The sequence below is a fragment of the Exiguobacterium sp. E4787 genome (assembly GCF_018618375.1).
GTDB classification, from domain to species: Bacteria; Bacillota; Bacilli; order Exiguobacteriales; family Exiguobacteriaceae; genus Exiguobacterium; species Exiguobacterium chiriqhucha.
Genome location: NZ_JACSLY010000016.1, coordinates 13,628 through 31,053, shown reverse-complemented (window position 1 = coordinate 31,053; position 17,426 = coordinate 13,628). Strand labels below are relative to the sequence as shown.

The window sequence follows — 17,426 nt, the reverse complement described above, 5'->3', positions numbered from 1 at the left end:
TCCCTCACTTTCCATATTCGATGTCCCGTTCCAGCTGTTCGAAAGCACGTTGGTTCTTCAAATGTTCGAACTCATCGTTCATATGCCGCTCGATTCGGTAAAGTGATTCCTTGAAGATTTTTTGTTGGTTGAACGCGCGTCGGACCGGATGTTTTGGGGCTCCATTTTTCTCAACGGTCGCCTGTTCTTTTGACAAGTCGCGCATCTCGGAGAGGATGGCATTCCCCATCCGCGTGTAGAGATCCTGTCGCTTTGTCGTCCGGTACCGCTCGGCCTTCTCCGTGTCGCCGTAGCTACGACGATGGAACGACACTTCCTGTTCGAGTCGCTCGTTGAAGGCTTGAAACTCTGATTTGAAGTGAATGTCGATATAGCGGTCGGTCAAACGGTCAAGCGATTCACGGAGTGGCTGCATCCCGTTCATGTTGTAGCGCCACTGTCGTTTGTCTTCCGGCAACCGTTCATAGATGTCCTTAAAACGTTCATAGATGTCCTTAAATTGACGGACGAGTTCGGGATGCAGGACACGGTTCGGGAGCGTTGGAATCTTTCGGTTCCGTTTATGGGCGACCAACTCGTCGCGGATGAAGGCGTTCAGTTTCTCCTGTTCTTTCGTCCGGTCGGCGAGGGAATGGATGACCTTCGACTTCATCAGCTCGATCGATTTCGGTTTGCGTTTGCCGCGCTCGCGTATGTGGCTCGTCTCGACGATGCCGACATGCACGTGGATGTTGTCGGTGTTGTAATGCACGGCACCGGTCCAATAGGCGTGTACCATCTTCTCTTTTTGGAGCATCGCCTCGACCGCGTTCCGCGTCGCCTGGATCAATCGTTTCTCGTCGACGAGGTCGTCGTGGAGCACACCGGTCTCTCGTAGCCAGGTGTTGTCGAACGAGATAACGTCTTGCCAGAGGATGCTCCCGTTCTCTTGTGCATGTTTGAAGATATCGCGGACGGCGCGACGTTTTTCGTCATTCAATCGGTCGTCCTCGCGTGTGAACAGACCGCTCGATTTCGTCTCGTCTTCCATATAGTCGTGATATGTCTCGAACTGTTCGCGGCTATCTTTCGCGTCCGGGCGATTGATGTAGTCGAGGTACGTCGTGTAGCGACGCGACTTCTTTTTCGTACCCGGCACCTTAAATTTCGACTTGATAACGACGCCCGGCGTCTCACGCATCCTGCATCACCTCGTTCAACAACCGGGTCACCTCGGCGAGCTCGTCCGCACTCCGTTTCAAATGGAGCGTGTTCGCCTCGAGCTGTCGTTCGAGCCGCTCGACCTGTGTCGATTGGATGCCGTTCGCGCACCAAGAGGCGAGCAGTTCTTTCAAATATTGTTGCCGGGAGCAGTTGTGTTCCTTCGCCCATTCATCGATTTGCTTCACGATGACGGGGTCGATGTCGCGGAGTAACAGATCCATCTACCTGACCACCTTTCTAGAGGTTACCTATTGCCAACGTCCGAAAAGTTCGTTCAAAGAGCATAAGGGGAAACTGCTATCACTTGTCGTGATAGCCCAGGCAGAGCCTGGGGTTTCCGTGATATCACCAAAAGTCCGAAAATGGCACGAAATGTGCCAGTAAAATCAGCGATTTGGCACGAAATGTGCCACTTAAATCGACAGTTCCCGGAGCCGAACGCGCAACTTGTCGTGCTTTTCTTCGAGCGCTACGACCGACTGTTCGAGCTTCTCGAGTTCCAGGTTGAGCTCGTCACGTTTCCGGCCAAGATCGAAAATTTCGTTCTCTTGTTCGACCTGTTCGTCGAGCGAGAGGTAGGGGAGTTCGTCTTCAAGCTCCTCTTTGTCACGGTCAAGTCGCTTGATTTGTTGTCGCTGCGCCTCGACTGACTGCTGCGCTTTTTCTAACTGGCGCTCGGTCTGCGCGAGCTCGTCCTCAACAAATTGTCTCGTGAAAGTTGTCTCATCAGATGAACTGTGGTTCGCCTGTTCGATGGTCCGGCGGTCGGCATAGAGTGACGTCAAAAGACTGTTCTCCCGTTCCTCGGGTGTGAGTGCGTCGACTGATTGTGACTCGTCCACCCCATAGATTCGGACGGCGAGTTGGTCGAAGTCGCTCGGCACATCTTTCAATTCGAGCACGTATTGATCGTTCCGGTCATACAGCACCATGACTTCCTTCTCGGAATCCGGACGTGCCTTATAGACATAGCGGAAGAGATGGTCGTTCGTGTTACCTGGTACTTCATCGAGCGAGATTCGGACGCGCATCGTCTGCTTTTCCTTGTCATAACTCCATGCATGGAGCGTCACGGTCTCCCCGTTTGAGAGTCGGATTGGTTCGTTGATTGGTGTCTCATTGACCGGTGATTCTTCGGCGAAGAAGAACGACGAGGTACCGAAGAAGAGGAAGCCGATGACAAAGAATATCCCGATTCCGAGGTAGAACCGGGAGACGTTCTGGGTGAGACGGCGTCGCGTTTGTCGTCGCATCTAGATCCCTCCTTCCGATGTCAGGTCTTCCATCTCGGTGACAACTAAACGCCCGTTGATGGACTCGAACGTCAGGGCCAACAGCTCTTGCGTCGTCTCTTCATAACCCGTCTCGGTGATCAACAGGTCCTGTTCGAACCGGACTAGACAATCCTCTCCGGAGACAGAAGGGAACACCTCGATATCGCGGACGGTCGTCTCGAACGTGCCGACATCACTCCCGTCCGCGGCGAATAACGTGGCCGCGAGATCTTCCGACATGACCTCTTTCGCCTGTCGTTTCTGGGGCGTGTAACTGTCCTTCGTGATGGTGAAGGCATACTCGATGAAGCGTGTCGCGCGTGTCACCAGCTCTTCCATTCGTTCCATCTCCGTCGAAGCGACGACTGGTGCAGTGTCTGACGGCGTATCCTCGGAGGTTTCCGATTCAGAGGGAGTGACGCTCTCATGTTTCGTCTCACTAGGGTCTGAAGTACTCGTGACAGCCGTCACTTGTTGATAGAAAAAGGCGTTCGCCGCGAGTGAAATCAGAAGCAGTACCCCGAACAGATACGCGAGGTGACGTGCGGTGAAGTTCATTCCTCCTCCTCCTTTCCATACATCCATGACTCAAAATCCGAAGACCGGTGCGGGGTCGATATGTCCGGACCATTCGCTCGTCTTGATCTCGAAATGAAGATGGTTCCCGCTCGATCGGCCGGTCGTGCCGCAGTACCCGAGCGCTTGCCCAGCGTTGATCTGTTGCCCGGTCTGGACGCCGAGACGACTCAGGTGCGCGTACGCCGTGATGTAGTTGTCGTGCCGGACTTGGACGAGATTGCCGTACGGTCCACGGTCCCCACTATAGATGACGGTGCCACTCTTGACCGCGTGGATCGTGTCGGACGGGGTGCAACTGAAGTCGATCCCGGTGTGGTTGTCCCGTTGTCCGAAGACGACGCGCCATCCGAAACGCGATGTCACGTTGAGCGGGATGGCGAGCGGGGAACGTAACCCCGACAACAGTTCTTTCGTGATGACCCGGTCGGCGACGGCGACCGGCGCGAGATATTTCAACACCGCGTCGACATACTCGATGTCCCCGTAACAGGCACCGTGCTGGACCGCGCTCGGGCGATGACAACGATAGATACCGGTGTGTTTCACGCGCTGATACATCATCTGCGAAAACGAGATGGCGAGCTCTTTCGAGTAACGTCCGCCGTTCTCCTGGACATACTCGATAAACCCGCCGCCGAAGTTGTAACTCTGTAACGTGAGCTGCACGTCACGGTTCGCCCGTTCGAAGACGGAGGCGAAGTGTTCGACGCCGTAGACGATGCTCTCTTCGGGGGAGGTGATGCATCCGATCCGTCCACACTTCGATTCGCTCGCTTGCATCGGGTCACTGCCACGGCCGCCACTCTCCTGCATCATGAGCGCGAGTACGAGGTTCGTCTGTTCGGTCAGTCCGTGCTTCATCAGTTCCGACTCGACCAAACCCCGATATTGGAGAACCTGTTCGCTCACCTGGAGACCGCCGGCCGTGTCGAACGGGACGTCGGTCGGTTGTTCGTTCTGGACACCCGTGAGCGTGTCGAGGATGCCGACAACGAGGATGACCAGGAACAACACGAGTGTCGCAATGCCGAGCAGGATGAGCCGCCACTTGAGCGTCGCGAGCTGCCATTTGGCTGTGACGGCGAAGCGGGCCGTCCGTTTCGTGGCCGCCCACATCAGGCACCTCCACCGAACAGGGCGAGCTCTTCGGGCGCGACATCGACGTCAAAAATGAGGTTCTGCACGCCCGAGATACTGAGGACGACACGCCCCGTCTCAAGTGAGGGGATGATCCGCATCTCGGAGTTCGAGAGTTGGCCATCAAACACTGTTTGGATGATCGGGATACTCTCCGCGTCCTGTTCGCCGATAATCTTGTATTGCGTCAATTGGAAGAGCGACTTGACGTTCTCCGCGTTCTCGGACTTCGATCCGGCCGGCACGAAGTCGGTGATCAAGTGCGACACGAAAAAGATGCCGCCGAAATACTTGCGCGCCTCGCGCATGCAACGTTGCAGATACAGGATGGCCGGTTGGGCGATGTCGCGCGTGTTGATCAAGTGGTGCGCCTCATCGATGACGATGAGGTACTTGCATGCCTCTTCAGTCCGGAGCACGCCCTGGTTATAGGCCTTCAGTTGACTCGAGCCGTTGGCAATCATCCCGTCCCACAGCATGTTCATGAGCGAGAACACCTGCGCCTGGAACACCTCGTCGCGTAGGCTCGTCAGGTTCCGGAGCGGGAACGAGACGATGAGTTCTTCGTCGAACCGGTCGATCGAGGAGTGTCCGTCGAAGATGTTGCCATAGTTATGGACGAGGTTCGTGATGGCGAGCTCGATGTTCTCGAGACGTCGCACCCGGTTCGGGCTGATCGCCTCCTTGATTGAGGTGCGCGTGTCGTCCGTGTAGAGCTCACGACGCACGAGATGCAAGAAGTCGGAGAACGTCGGGTACCGCTTCGCCGGATGCGTCGTGATCGGCAGTTCGCCTTGTTCGTCCCAGAGCCCGTGCCGGACGTATAGATCGCGAAGCAGGATCTCGAACTCGTTCGTCTCTTCCTGCGTCGCCGCCGGGTTGATGTAGTGATAGAACACGGCCATCTTCGAGAGATGCTGCATGAACGAGAGTGCCTCGTTGGCGCTTCCGTCATTGTTCGTCACCGTCTTATAGACGTGGAGTGGGTTGATGAGCCCGGCCGATCCGTCGAGCGCGATTTCTTTCCCACCGAGCTGGCGCACGAGGTCGGAGAATTCGCCCGTGACGTCGAGGATGCGGATTTTGTTGCCCTTGATCGCCTGGTCGAGCACCGTCTTCTTAAGAAGTGTCGACTTTCCGGACCCCATCTTTCCGATCATGAGCGCGTTGTAGAACTTGCGTTGTTTGTCCTTATGGAACAGGTCGAAGATGACGCTGCCGTTCGTGTCGGTCGTCCCGTAATACGTGCCGGTCGCGTCCTGGAGCGACGTGAAGTGGAACGGATAGCCGCCGGCGATAGAGAGGGAAGGGATCTCTTTCCCACGGCGCCGGTTCGGCAGTCTCTGTTGCTGGTCATAGCTCGTGAACAGGCTCTGCCATTCCCATTCCTGTTCGTTCAGGAAGATCGTCGAGCGGAAGTTACGGGCCTCAAGTTCTTCCATCACTTCCTGCACTTTCACCTCGAGCGCGTCGAGCGTCTTCGCCTTCACATAGAGGCGCAGATGCAGATATTTCATCGTCTCGCCTTGGGTGATCTGTTCATAGAGCTCGTTCAGTTCCTTGTACGTCTCCCGGGCGTCGATTCGGTCGATGTTGTCCTTCGCGTTCTCGAAGCGCGTGTTCTGTTCGGCCATCGACTTGTTGATGGTCTGGATAATCTCACGCTTGTCTGCCGTCCCGATGTCGAGCGTCGTCAAAACGCCCGGCATGTTCAAGATGGGTTCGAGCCAGTAGTCATAGACGAGCGACTGATATTTATAAACATGGAGACACGACAGGTAGCCGTCCCCGAGCCGGACGAAATTGGCGTCGAACTTAATACCACCCTGCGGCTGGATTTTGGCGATGACGTCGGGGTTATAGCCTTTCTTGATTTTGACGATCTCCGGGTCCTGTTGTTTGGATAACTTGTCACGCAGGCGCTGCCACATGCGCGTCACTCCTTTCTTCAGGTGTCGAGTTGCGGTTTCGTGTTCGGGTTGTTCAGCTGATAGAGCACATGGACCTTCTGGTCGAGCGTCAGCTCGCGCATCGGGTTCGAGCGCCGGAGCAGTTTATAGAGGTGCATCTTTCGCTCCCGTAGCGTCCGCTCGTCGTCGGCATAAAAAAAGAGGAGATAATCGCGATTGGTGCGATGCTCCTCGAGATACTCGAGCTCCTGCTTCTTTTTCAGTAGGAAGGGCAGGTAGGCCGGTGTCTGATTTTGTCGAATCTGTCGTTCGATGCTGATCTTCTGCCGTTCGAGATTGAGCGGCGTGTTCAGCGGCACGACCTTAAGCGGATGTGCGTACGCCTGGAGTAGATAGGCGAGCGAGAATACGTCATGGTCCTTTTCCTCCTCGTTCAAGGAGTAGATGTCCTTTGAGGTGAGTTGGAACATGTCGAGATAGGTCCCGTCGCGCATCTCGAACGCCTCGGTCCCGGTGACGTCGACGACCGGTATCAGTTCGGCGACCGTCGGTTTGACGACGACCTTGTCTTTGACTTTCTGTTTCTCGACCACGTCCTGTTCGTCGAGCCAGGTGCCTGTGTGTCTAGGTCCCTGTAGCGTATCTTCAATGAAAGCCATCTCAATCACGTCCTTTCGTCTGCGCGTCGAGCGCGAGATAGGTGTCTTTTCGTTTGATGAGCGCGTAATAGAGCGCGTGGACCATCCGCTTCTGCGGGTTCGTCGCCGGACGGAGCACCATGAACAGCCCGAAGACGACGAGGAAGACCGTGAACGGGATGTGCAGTGCCGACGGGATGAACGGGAGCGTCACGAGGCGGAGCACGATGAGCCCGACGAGGAACAGGAAGTCGTGCAGATAGAGCATCTTGTTGATCTTCAGTTCGGTCGTGACCTCGTTCGGGATCCGGTATTTGCGCATGGGTCATCACTCCTTTTTCTTCGTGTTGTCAGGTCGCGGTGGCGAGGTCGGATAGATCCGTCGCATTTCTTCATGATTCTGTGTATGACGGTGTGTCTGATTCTCACGCACCTGTTCGATGACCTCGGTCTCTATGTCGAGCGCGGTATCCTGATGGATGGTCCGTCGGGCGCGTCCTTGGCGTTTCTCTGTTGTCGAATCATTCGAATCCATAGTAGATGACGAAGACGAGGATGAGTCGCCTGAAGGTGGTACCTCATGATGTGTCGCTGACGTCGCGTCGTTTCTCGCTGTCGATTCATCGTGACGATGGCCTGGTCCGGATGTGGTATTGGTGGACCCGGTGACCGCTTCGATAGTCGACGAAGTAGGGCTTGGAGAATGCCCAGAACTGGAATGGTCGTGAATCGACTCCGGTCTTTTCGTCTCCGATGACCTTGTTTGATGGTCGGGTCCATGTTCGGTATTTGACTCAGAGTTCGTCGCATGAATCGATTCGGGAGACGTGCGACCCGAAGCCTCCTTCCCGTGTGAAGAGCCTTGCGCTTCAGATTCTGATCCTGATTCTTGACCACTGATTGGTTGCGCAACGTCCTTCTGATTTGTCGGTTTCTCTTGATCGGTCTGCTTGCGACTTGCGGTTTGATTCGCTTGAGCGATACTGTCTGGAGCGTTTTGTCTCTCGGTGTCCGCTTGCTGTGAAGTTTGGGTCGCCACATTAAGCGGTGAACCATTCTGAGGTACGGTGTTTGAACCCATCCTCGTCGTCGCGGCCTCATGGAGCGATGGCATCTTCGGTGCGCCTTGTGTGGCACGTGCGACCTTCGAGACCGCGTGGGCACCGGCCGAGGTCACGCCTTTCCCGGCGGCATAGGCACCGAGCGCGACACCCCATCCCCGTTTGAGCCCGGCATCGATCCCGAACAGCCGCTCGACCATGTTTGGCCCGTCAATCAATGCGACCGAGAAGGCGATGAGGGCGATCAGGTAGGCGAACCCGTCCAACGTCTCCGCCAGATAGGCGGTCCCGATCGTGTACAACTTGATGGAGACGAAAATCAGGATGATCACGAGGAACGTGTTCAGAATGCTCTGGATGACCTTCTTCGTCTTTTGGCCACTGTGCAGGTCGGCCGGTGCGACGAGAATCGCCAAGACATAATTGAAGGCGAGCTCGAACGACAGGCGCGCCAGTTTGTAGGCGATCGAGAACAGAGTGAAGCCCATGATTCCGAGCGTCACGAAGATGGTCAACCAGTTCGGCTGATAGCGGTAGTAATACTGGTTGTTCCACTCGACGCCACTTTGATCGAGTTTCGATCTTCCCATCGTTTCACCATTCCAGGTTAGTTTGGACTGAGAGATTTGTTCGCCAATACTTCCCAAGCGAAATTCATTACTATCGAATACCTCGTTGATATCAATATTTCGTAAATGACTTTGAGGCAAGGAATTAAAAGCCGCACCTTCCAAACCAGAAAAATCGTTTCGGTCATATTCAATCAAATCATGAATGTTTTCTCGTAAAATCTGATTTGATATCGATTCACTGGAAGAATTTTCGCCAGAGTTTTGAGTTGTGAAATCAATCGCAGTATCACTAAATTCACTTACTTGCGTCATTGTTGGGGATAAGAGTCCGAGAATGAGCAATGTGATAAACAGATTGATCAAAAATCCTTCTCGATCAAATTTCTTTTGAAAAATGATTAGGTAACCCGTAAATAGGAAGCTAGCAGCTAAAAGAACGTACAAAAAAGGTTGAATCGTAGAAACGAATTCAACCACTTGAGAGTTACTAAAAAATGTTTTCGTTAGTAATATGCTGTCAGTCACTTTTTCAAGTCCATCAATTAATGCTGCTAAGCCACGTACTAAAATCCAACCCATTGAGCGGAGGGCATCCAGTGCCAGTGTACTGAGACTAAGGATATCAGTGAACTCTTGTAGCTTATTTACGACTTCGTTATCACCCATAGAATCCCTCCATTCAGAGGCTATTTAATGAAGTTAGTGACTTGGTCTTTTAATTCATCTTCTGTAAGGGCAGATACATTTAATTCACGACTAATTTCACCATCAGTCATCTCGTACAACCTGCCACCTTTAAATTCAGGATGTTCTTGGGTAGAACGTTCTTCAAGATCTTCCCCATTAGGCTGAAACGGATTGAATAAGAGAACGTCTTTCTTTTTTTCCGTGGCGACTTCTCGCACAGTATCAACGTAAGCCCCTTCATTACCTTGACTATCGCTGTCTACAAGAACGTATGCACTTTCTTGGCCAGTTTTAATATCTGCAATTTCTTCAACAGAAGTCATAGAAAGATAATTCGAACTCTCGGCACCACACGATGCTAAAAGTAACGAACTCCCGAGTAGGACACCAATCAAGATTTTCCTCATAACGTTTACCCCTCCGTCAGACGATTTTCCCCTTCAATAGATCCGCGACTTTTAAGTTGACGCGGAAGTCGAACTTATCTATTAGTGTAACAGTTTTCGGGGTGTCTGAGGTGTCGTCTTGATAGACGGTCAGAAAGCCATCGGTCGTTTGGATATTGAGCACGTCGCCCCGTTCGAGGCGGACGCGTTGCGTCTCGATGATCCTCGCGACGACACGCAATTCGTTCTGGATTCGCTTCTCTCTCGCACTCTCGGCCATGGGTTCGGCCTCCTCTCTACGGTGTACCTTGCTTCAGTTTCTCGAGTCGCTTCGCGATCATCGTGCTCAAAAAGCTCTTCTGGCTGTCGGTGACGTCGTATACTCCTAGGTTCAGGTTCGTCTCGAACTCAGGGAGGGACATCCCACCGATGTCATGTCCTTCGAACATCGAGCGGAGGATGCTGTCCTGAAGCACGTCACGTACCGTCAAGGACTTGTCTTCCTGATTCGAGGGTTCGTTGGTATCCGTCTCGTCTTCTTTCTTCGCGAAACGGACGCGGATCTGTTCGAAGTCGAGACCGGCGTGACGGCAGGGGATGTCGATGTCATGCAGGGAACGGTCCGTGTCGAAGTCGTCCGCTAGGTATTCATACCGATATTTCATCGCTGTCTTGCCGCTCAGGAAGATTGGATACGACTGGATGCGTCGCTTCTTCGTGTCCTGACGTTTGATGACACGGATGATGAGCATCTCACCTTCCTTTAACCCCATGACCTCGGTCGCTGTCATGAGCCGACGGCCGTCCACGTTCTCCGTCTTCGATTTCTTGAGCGAGAACGTCTGCCCGGACCGCGATTTCGTGACGATGGTCGCCTCACCGAGCTTCTTCGAAATCAGTTCGGCGGTCGACTCGTCCGCGGTCAACAGATAGTGCGTGTTCCCACAGTTGCCGTCGATCGTCTTCCAATCCTCCCCGTATATGTTCTCAAGCTGAGAGTAGGCCTGGATGACGAGATTGAAACGCATGTTCCGACCGAGACAGACGGTGATGATGTTGGCCATGCCCTCAATCGGTGGCATGTTGCCGAACTCATCGAGAAGGAAGACGACCTGACGCTCGCATTTGCCTTGTTTCGTCTGCGAGGCGACCCGGGAGAGCGCCGTGTATACCTGTTTGATGTAGAGCGACGCGATGACGTTGAACGTCGGGTCATAGTCTGGGACGATGAGAAACACCGCAACGGGACGCATATGGTACATCACTTCACGGATCTGTATCATCCCATCGATTACGTAATGGAAACGTCCACTCTCCTCATCATGCGCTTCCAGCTGGATCGTCGCAGTGCTTGAGTCGGTCGAGATTTGGACGATGTCCCCGGATTTGAGCGACGACGCGTGGTACACGATGAAGCTGCCATCGTCGTCGGTCGTGAGCGCATGGGTCGTCCCATCGGGGAATTTGAACGTGATCCGTGTCAAAGGCTCGGTCCTTCCGCTGATCCAACGGTTGAATCCGATGCGTCGCATGTCGAGTGAGTTCATCGACGTCAGCTTCCCGGTCCCGTTCAACGTGAAGATCCCAAGTTTCGCGTTCGTATTGGCCAGGATGCTCGCCCGTGTCTGCCCACCGGAGAAATGGAGCGTCGCGAATTGGAGGCGGGCCGGGTGGTTCTCCGGGAACCGCTGAAAGAACTCGTCGAGTGCCGAAATCTCCTGCCCTTGTTGCGTGACCACCGTCCGTGAGCCGAGATCCGAGAGCATGAGCGCGACGTTGTACATGTTGATCTTCTCCGGTGTGTCTTTCGCCTCCTCACAGAGACCGAGGATGAGCGCCGTACACAGGTCGATTGACGAGTTGGCCCAGAACGGGTCCCGTGCCTTCGGGTCATGGTACAACATGAACGCGACCGAGCGCGCATACTGTTGGGCGAGCGAGTAGTTCTCCTCGAGAAATGCGTCGATCGTCAGTTGCAACAGGTTGTACGACATCGATTGGAGCGGGTTCATTAGGTTCAACACCTCAACCTGATAGCCGCGTTGATCGAGCGTCTCCTTCGAGGCGGCAAAGAGCTCGCCTTTTGGGTCGTTGATGATCAGACTCGCTTGTTCACGCGCCCGACTGTACAGGTCGATCGTCGAGAAGACGAACGTCTCGCCCTTCCCGGAGCGGGTTGTGCCGATGACAAGGTTGTTGACTGGCGAATCATCGATGAACAGCTCGTTCTTGACCCGTCCGACAGGGACACCACCTGATCCGTCATAGCACTTCTTCCGGTCCGGGACGCGACGATACTGTTGCTTCAATTCATCGAATGAGGTGAAGCGGGCGCTCCCTTTCTGATTTTTCCGTAGATCCCGGAAGTTCAGCCATACCTTGCCGAACACGACCAATCCGATGAACAGACTGAACGCCATCAGTCCGATCAAGACGGTCGAAGAGGGAAGACTCACCTCCAAGAACAGGGAGGGGGAGAGCGTCGGAATCGTCGCCCCGGCCAAAAGACCTTCTTTTAGAATTGGAGTCATGATTTGTCGAATGATGTTGTAGACCCCGTTCAGCAGATAAAAAATCCCGGCCGGCAAACCCAACAGGCAGAACAGGGCGGGAAAGATCAGACGTATCGGGAATCGTGGTGATAGAGATTCAGTTCTCAATTATTTCACCTACCTTAATCTGAATAAAGAATCGTTTGTAGCTCAACTTCTTCAGTAGCGATAGCGGCTTGAATCTTCTCACGGACCGAAGTGTCCTTGCTAGAGGTCTTCTTCAATTTTTCGTTCAGTTCGTCGATCGTGGCCGTAATGTCTTGGTATTTATCGATCTTTACTTGTACGGCAGGGTCGTTTGTTTTGGACGCCCACTCATTCGCGGACTCGATGTCCCCGAGGTAGAGATAGGCGGTCACTTTCGCCGAGACGCGGGGAGCGGTCCATTCCACATTTTCCGTTTTGGCCACGGTCTCATAATCACGTTCCAGTGCGGCGAGGTCGAACGCGCCCTCATCGGTCGGATGTGACGCTTGGAAGTCCTGGAGCCGTTCCAATTTCTCCTGATCGGCTAGATCGAGCCCGGCCAGCTTCGTCTCGATCAGGATGGGGTCATCCGTGAGTTCGAGCGCCTTCTGGTCTGCGCCTTCTGCAAGATAGAGATCGATCAATAGGGCATCCTCTTCCTCGGACCGATCTTTCCGTTCCAGTAAAGCGATGAGCGAGGATTCCTCACCTTGAAGCGCCTGTTCGTAAGCGTCCAGCCATGTCTCTTCTCCACCGGTCATCTGTTCGGCGTGTGCCTCTTTATCAATGAACCATTGGGTGGCAGTGAACAACGATGTGAAGAGAATCCCGGCCGTGGCCGCCCCGTAGATAAGGCGGCGCTGTAGTCGGGTCAGGCGTGATTGATAGGTCGACGATACAATCGGATTCGATTTAGCGGACGGGCGCTTATAGTCGTCCGGTGTCTCGGACTCGATCTCGTCGAGGAGCCACATCTTCTTCGCGTTATCCTCTTTTTTCATTCGGATCCGTTGCACCCGGTCCTTCACTTGATGATACAGGTTCGGATAGGTGCCTCCGGTCCCGAACGTGAACGTCCCTCGATAGAGCAGCTCGTCTTTCTGATCGAAGAGCCGGAAGTCACCGGAACAGTTCGTTCCTTCCTCGCTAAGGATCTGGTGCAGATCATGTGTCGCGACGACGGCATCGGCGAAGGTGAGCCGCTCATAGTTCTGGATCCGCGTGTCCGGCACGTCGGTGAATCGTACAAACAGCATCTCGTTCCTCCTCTCGTTTCAAGCAACAAAAAAAGCCTTCCGATTGGAACGCTACGTGGGTGTGCATTAGAATTTGATGTTCTGGTCGACCATCTCGGCGAGCGTGAACGCGCCCATGACGATGATCAGGCCGACGGCGCCCCCGACGAGCCACCCGACGGCCTTCGAGCGGCCGCGATCCCCGCCGAAGATGAAGTAGAAGCCCCCAATCGCGAAGGCGATGGCCGCGGCGATGACCGCGAGTCCCTGGAAGAACTGAAGCAAGCTGAGCCCTGTCTCATTGAGTCCCATGTCGTCCCCTCCTTAGTCCTGGTGCGCCGGCGACTTGAAGCTGAGCTTCGCCTCGAGCGCCTCCAAAATGAGTTCCTGGTTGTCCTGAATGACCTGTTGATGTTGTTCGTCGAGCCACTCCTCATAGTCCTTCCCACGGATGCGTAAGAGTTTCTCGGCGAAGCTGCGGTTCTGTTTCTGTTCTTTTGATGCCACAGTACACACTTCCTTCCCTTGATCTCGTGATGTGCAGCAGCACATCATTAAGGACAGTCGGATTCGGTGAGGTGGGTTTCTAGCGGTTCCCCCACGAACTCCGCTCCTCGTGAATCAAAGGAGCTGTACAGGGTTTTTCGATGACCCGGAACGATTCTGTGACCTTATGGCGAGTTTTAGGCGACTCTCGCCGAACCATCTGTGCGTAAATCCCGCCCACCCGGTCACTGGTGAGGGACACGCCGGTATGTGATTGGAGGAGACCATCCTTAAGGATGTGCTGCTGCGTCGATGTCGGTTACTGGCGGACTCTTTTCCGTTTCTTGACGTGGATGAGTTCGTCATCTGGGTTCTTACGCTTCGCGAGAACGTGGGCGTCACAGACGACCGTCCGGATTCGGTAGTAGAGTTGCGTCAACTGGACCGCTTCGCCGCTCGCCTTCTCGATGCCGATGAAGCCATGCAGTTCATACGTCTTCCCGTCGAACGTGCGGACGGAGTCGGCCTGCGGCAACTCCTTCAAGTCGAACCGACGGCGCTCGAGCTTCGTGACGGACCGCTTCGCCCCGTATCCGAAGTCAATGGCGTCCCAAGGCACCGTTGCGAGCGTGTGCCCGAACGCGCGGGCCAGATGATCGATATCCGCGATCGACGGCACCGAACGGTTCTGTTCATATTGACTGATGGCGGGCTGTGAAATCTCCCCGAATGTCTTCTCCGATAGTTCGACCTGTGACCAGCCCGAGAGCCGGCGGTTCTCTTTCAACCACTCCCCGAATCGATACATAAGCCTTCCCCTTTCTGTAAACCAGAGCGGCGACCAAACAGATGTTTCCTTTTGTTGGTTCCAATATAACAGGGTTAGGTTTAAAAATCATCAGTTTTCTGATATGTCAGAAATTTTACAATTGCCGATTTCTGTCGAATTCGCTCTACGTAAGGGTTTATAGGCAACAGAAACTCAATATTATTGGTTTTGTAGCACAACTGTAAAAAATAACGCTTTGATTATAGAAAATAATGACAAATGCTTTGATTTCAAGAGATTATGGTAGGGTAGAGGAATAGAAGGATACATAAAGAATAAGAATGATGAGAGTACTATGATCGTGGGGTGAGCAAGTGGAATTGAACGAGGCAATCATTGAGCGAATGAAGGAGCTCGCAGCGGAACATAATATGACCATCCATCAAGTCATTCAAAAGGGAGGTTTGAACCAGGCCACAATTTCGGAGCTAATGAGTGGACGTACAAAACATCCGAAGGTAAGTACGATTCAAAAATTTTGCAATGGGTTGAACATTTCCCTTAATGACTTTTTTAATAGTTCACGCTTTCTATAATAATCATTCACTTTGGATTGAATCTATATTCTGTATAAGGAGCGTGTATCTTGGAACAATTCAATGTAGCAGATTTTGAATGCAAAGTAGAGAAGAGCATAACAAGAATAAAAGAAATGCTGTCGGAATCAGACCCACTTTTAACAATGATTCAACTGTATAATTATAAGTTTTTTAGAGGCTTGATGAACATAGAAGAAACTATTCAAGGGAATACAACACCTTTTGAGAACAAACTTCTTGATATTACCCAGAGTATTTTGGTTAGTAGTCAACTAATAATTGATCACGATATAGAGGAAGATTTTTTAGTCGAAGAATATCTAGAAGAAATTGAGAGTTTTTATTCTGCTGCGAGTATTCTTATAAGTTTCTCTCCAAAAGAAGAGATTATTAGATATTCACAAGGAATGCAATTTAATGTAACTGGTACTCTATATCCTTTGTTTGAACAAGATCACTTTACTGATATGTTGTCTCCTTACGATCAGTTACTACAAAGTACATTTGGATTAACTAGTTCAAACTTGGTGAATGGGATTCTTGCCATTAGCAAGCACTTGCGTAGCACTTTATATATAAAATTTTTAGGGGACACGGATGGTATTTCTGATGATGGGTCTTTTATAGATTTACATGTAATAGCTGATTACTTTGATGTAGAAAAAATCACCAAATGGCCGAGAACATTTATTAAAGAGTTATCGTTATCAAGAGGCGAATATAAAGATTTTTACGAAGATAATTTAAGTATAGTAACCAAAGAAAGTCCGATTAAATACAAACCATTCCTCGAATTAGATGGTCGTTTCTATTGTTTCTCCATAGATAATTTTATAGATAACATATATAGATCGACTTTAAGAGTGATTAGAGCAAATAATCTTGGCTCATCAAACCAGATAAATCTGATTCAAAACGATTTATCAGAAGAAATATCGCTAAAATTATTAAAAAAAATGTTGCCAAAATCAAAACTCTATAAAAATGTTTTCTATAAAGCTCCTGTTGGTGGAAACGGTAAAGATGAATGGTGTGAATGTGATGGCATTTTTATATTTGATAATGTAATGATTATTGTGGAAGTAAAAGGAGGGGCACTATCTCCAGTCTCTCCATTTTCAGATGAAGTTGCTTATTTAAAATCATTAGATGACTTAGCTAAAAATCCTTATAATCAGTCCTTGAGGTTTTATAACACATATAAAAAACAAGATTTTATTGAACTTTTCTCAAAAGAAAGTAAAAGAAAGTATCAAAAAGTCGCAATCGTAAGTGATATTAAATTTGTTCAAGCCTGTAGCGTGACATTAGACGATTTTAATGAGATTGCATCTCGTATTGAAAAAACAGACATCATTCAGAAAAGTGATCTTCCCATTTGGTGTATTTCTATTAATGATTTAAGAGTATATCCTGAGTTGTTTGATTCCCCAAGTATCTTTTTAAACTACTTATACCAACGCAGTAAAGCTTCTAAAAATCCGTATATTAAGCTAAATGACGAACTAGATCATATTGGGTTGTACTTTGAATATAATGACTACTCTAAAAGAATTAATGAAGTAGTTGAAGAGCATCAAGATATTTCAGAAGTGTTCATAGATAACCATAGAGAAGAAATAGATGTATACATGACTATGAAATTTAATTCAATTTTAGAGAATACTGACCCAGATAATTCATCATGTTCTTTAAGTGATGGGGAATTTCATAAGAAACCAAATCAAAAAATGCCAAAGACATTTCAACAACTAATCGATTTGTTGGATACGAAAATGAACGAAGAATTGATACGTGTAGCAAGATATCTACTCATGTTAGACTGGGATACTCGAGAAAACATTGAAACTTTCTTAACCTCTAGAAGTCGAAAATTATTAGAATCTAAGCGGCGTGGAGTGATTCTTACACCTTACATGCCTATGAATTATAAAAAAGAAAATAAAATCGAAGAATTACCTGTCATTTCAATCTTTCTTCTTCATTCATCAAATAGAGTTTTTAAGAATGAAACTGAAAGGAAAAGATTTTTAATGGAAAGGGTATTCGACGAGGATGAACAGACGATTTGTCTTGTAGTTGGAATTAATGACAAAGCAATTTTAAATAAAGCTGTGGTCTACAATATAGGGCCGGAGCAATTTAAGGCTCTACCTTTTGAAACATACGAAAGATTGAAAACTATTCGAATAAAAATAAGTGAAGCGAGAAATACTAGAGAGTTTTAAATAGCTCTCCACAAATAGTTTTGGAGAGCTATTTAAAACAACTAACTATAAGATACATATAGATTGTTCCTGATGGCCGAGCATAATAAAGAGTATAGGCAGTGCAAAGTTCACCCTTGTAACTCTAAATGTTAGTGTTGTAA

The 17,426-nt window shown here is 50.7% G+C and carries 18 protein-coding genes; 2 read left to right on the top strand and 16 right to left on the bottom strand.

The annotated features are described in order from the left end of the window. Positions 1 to 4: 4 nt before the first annotated feature. The 16 genes from mobP2 to KNP80_RS14240 form a co-directional block, all read right to left on the bottom strand. On the bottom strand, positions 5 to 1,180 hold the full coding sequence (gene mobP2, locus KNP80_RS14315; RefSeq protein ID WP_214834982.1) for a MobP2 family relaxase: 1,176 nt from the start codon (positions 1,178 to 1,180) through the stop codon (positions 5 to 7). After that, entirely contained in the window at positions 1,173 to 1,424 is a 252-nt protein-coding gene (locus KNP80_RS14310) for a hypothetical protein (RefSeq protein ID WP_214834981.1), read from the bottom strand. Before KNP80_RS14310 ends, mobP2 begins: the two co-directional genes overlap by 8 nt. A gap of 192 nt (positions 1,425 to 1,616) precedes the next feature. Then, on the bottom strand, positions 1,617 to 2,456 hold the full coding sequence (locus KNP80_RS14305) for a hypothetical protein (protein ID WP_214834980.1): 840 nt from the start codon (positions 2,454 to 2,456) through the stop codon (positions 1,617 to 1,619). Next, positions 2,457 to 3,035 carry a hypothetical protein gene (locus KNP80_RS14300; RefSeq protein WP_214834979.1) on the bottom strand — a complete coding sequence of 193 codons (579 nt, stop codon included), beginning with the start codon at positions 3,033 to 3,035 and terminating at the stop codon, positions 2,457 to 2,459. Positions 3,036 to 3,065: 30 nt separating this feature from the next. Then, entirely contained in the window at positions 3,066 to 4,172 is a 1,107-nt protein-coding gene (locus tag KNP80_RS14295; RefSeq protein WP_214834978.1) for a lysozyme family protein, read from the bottom strand. Continuing rightward, positions 4,172 to 6,124, bottom strand: a complete 1,953-nt coding sequence (locus KNP80_RS14290; RefSeq protein WP_214834977.1) for a VirB4 family type IV secretion system protein — start codon at positions 6,122 to 6,124, stop codon at positions 4,172 to 4,174. The genes KNP80_RS14295 and KNP80_RS14290 overlap by 1 nt, the downstream gene beginning before the upstream one ends. A gap of 17 nt (positions 6,125 to 6,141) precedes the next feature. Further along, the gene (locus tag KNP80_RS14285; protein WP_214834976.1) at positions 6,142 to 6,762 is read right to left on the bottom strand and encodes a hypothetical protein; all 621 of its coding nucleotides are present in this window, start codon (positions 6,760 to 6,762) and stop codon (positions 6,142 to 6,144) included. A 1-nt stretch (position 6,763) separates the two neighbouring features. Continuing rightward, complete coding sequence (locus KNP80_RS14280; RefSeq protein ID WP_128124166.1) at positions 6,764 to 7,063, bottom strand: DUF5592 family protein; 300 nt, start codon at positions 7,061 to 7,063, stop codon at positions 6,764 to 6,766. Between the two features lie 6 nt (positions 7,064 to 7,069). Beyond that, positions 7,070 to 9,040, bottom strand: coding sequence for a pLS20_p028 family conjugation system transmembrane protein (locus KNP80_RS14275; protein ID WP_353048001.1), 1,971 nt, complete (start codon positions 9,038 to 9,040; stop codon positions 7,070 to 7,072). Positions 9,041 to 9,060: 20 nt separating this feature from the next. Further along, entirely contained in the window at positions 9,061 to 9,468 is a 408-nt protein-coding gene (locus KNP80_RS14270) for a hypothetical protein (protein ID WP_214834974.1), read from the bottom strand. A gap of 16 nt (positions 9,469 to 9,484) precedes the next feature. Further along, positions 9,485 to 9,727 (bottom strand): hypothetical protein, encoded by a 243-nt coding sequence (locus tag KNP80_RS14265; RefSeq protein WP_012390470.1) that lies wholly within the window; start codon positions 9,725 to 9,727, stop codon positions 9,485 to 9,487. 16 nt (positions 9,728 to 9,743) lie between these two features. Next, positions 9,744 to 12,035 (bottom strand): VirD4-like conjugal transfer protein, CD1115 family, encoded by a 2,292-nt coding sequence (locus KNP80_RS14260; RefSeq protein WP_214834973.1) that lies wholly within the window; start codon positions 12,033 to 12,035, stop codon positions 9,744 to 9,746. Between the two features lie 86 nt (positions 12,036 to 12,121). Then, a complete protein-coding gene (locus tag KNP80_RS14255) occupies positions 12,122 to 13,222 on the bottom strand; it encodes a hypothetical protein (protein ID WP_214834972.1) in 1,101 nt (366 codons plus the stop codon). A gap of 66 nt (positions 13,223 to 13,288) precedes the next feature. Then, positions 13,289 to 13,513 carry a hypothetical protein gene (locus KNP80_RS14250; RefSeq protein ID WP_012390467.1) on the bottom strand — a complete coding sequence of 75 codons (225 nt, stop codon included), beginning with the start codon at positions 13,511 to 13,513 and terminating at the stop codon, positions 13,289 to 13,291. 12 nt (positions 13,514 to 13,525) lie between these two features. Next, positions 13,526 to 13,708 carry a hypothetical protein gene (locus tag KNP80_RS14245; RefSeq protein WP_021065836.1) on the bottom strand — a complete coding sequence of 61 codons (183 nt, stop codon included), beginning with the start codon at positions 13,706 to 13,708 and terminating at the stop codon, positions 13,526 to 13,528. Positions 13,709 to 14,006: 298 nt separating this feature from the next. Next, positions 14,007 to 14,495, bottom strand: coding sequence for a helix-turn-helix domain-containing protein (locus KNP80_RS14240; RefSeq protein ID WP_159563769.1), 489 nt, complete (start codon positions 14,493 to 14,495; stop codon positions 14,007 to 14,009). A 365-nt stretch (positions 14,496 to 14,860) separates the two neighbouring features. Here KNP80_RS14240 and KNP80_RS16050 point away from each other — a divergent pair, with 365 nt between their 5' ends. Then, a complete protein-coding gene (locus tag KNP80_RS16050) occupies positions 14,861 to 15,052 on the top strand; it encodes a helix-turn-helix domain-containing protein (RefSeq protein ID WP_353047826.1) in 192 nt (63 codons plus the stop codon). Positions 15,053 to 15,102: 50 nt separating this feature from the next. Continuing rightward, positions 15,103 to 17,283 (top strand): hypothetical protein, encoded by a 2,181-nt coding sequence (locus KNP80_RS14230; RefSeq protein ID WP_214834971.1) that lies wholly within the window; start codon positions 15,103 to 15,105, stop codon positions 17,281 to 17,283. The last annotated feature ends 143 nt before the right edge of the window (positions 17,284 to 17,426 follow it).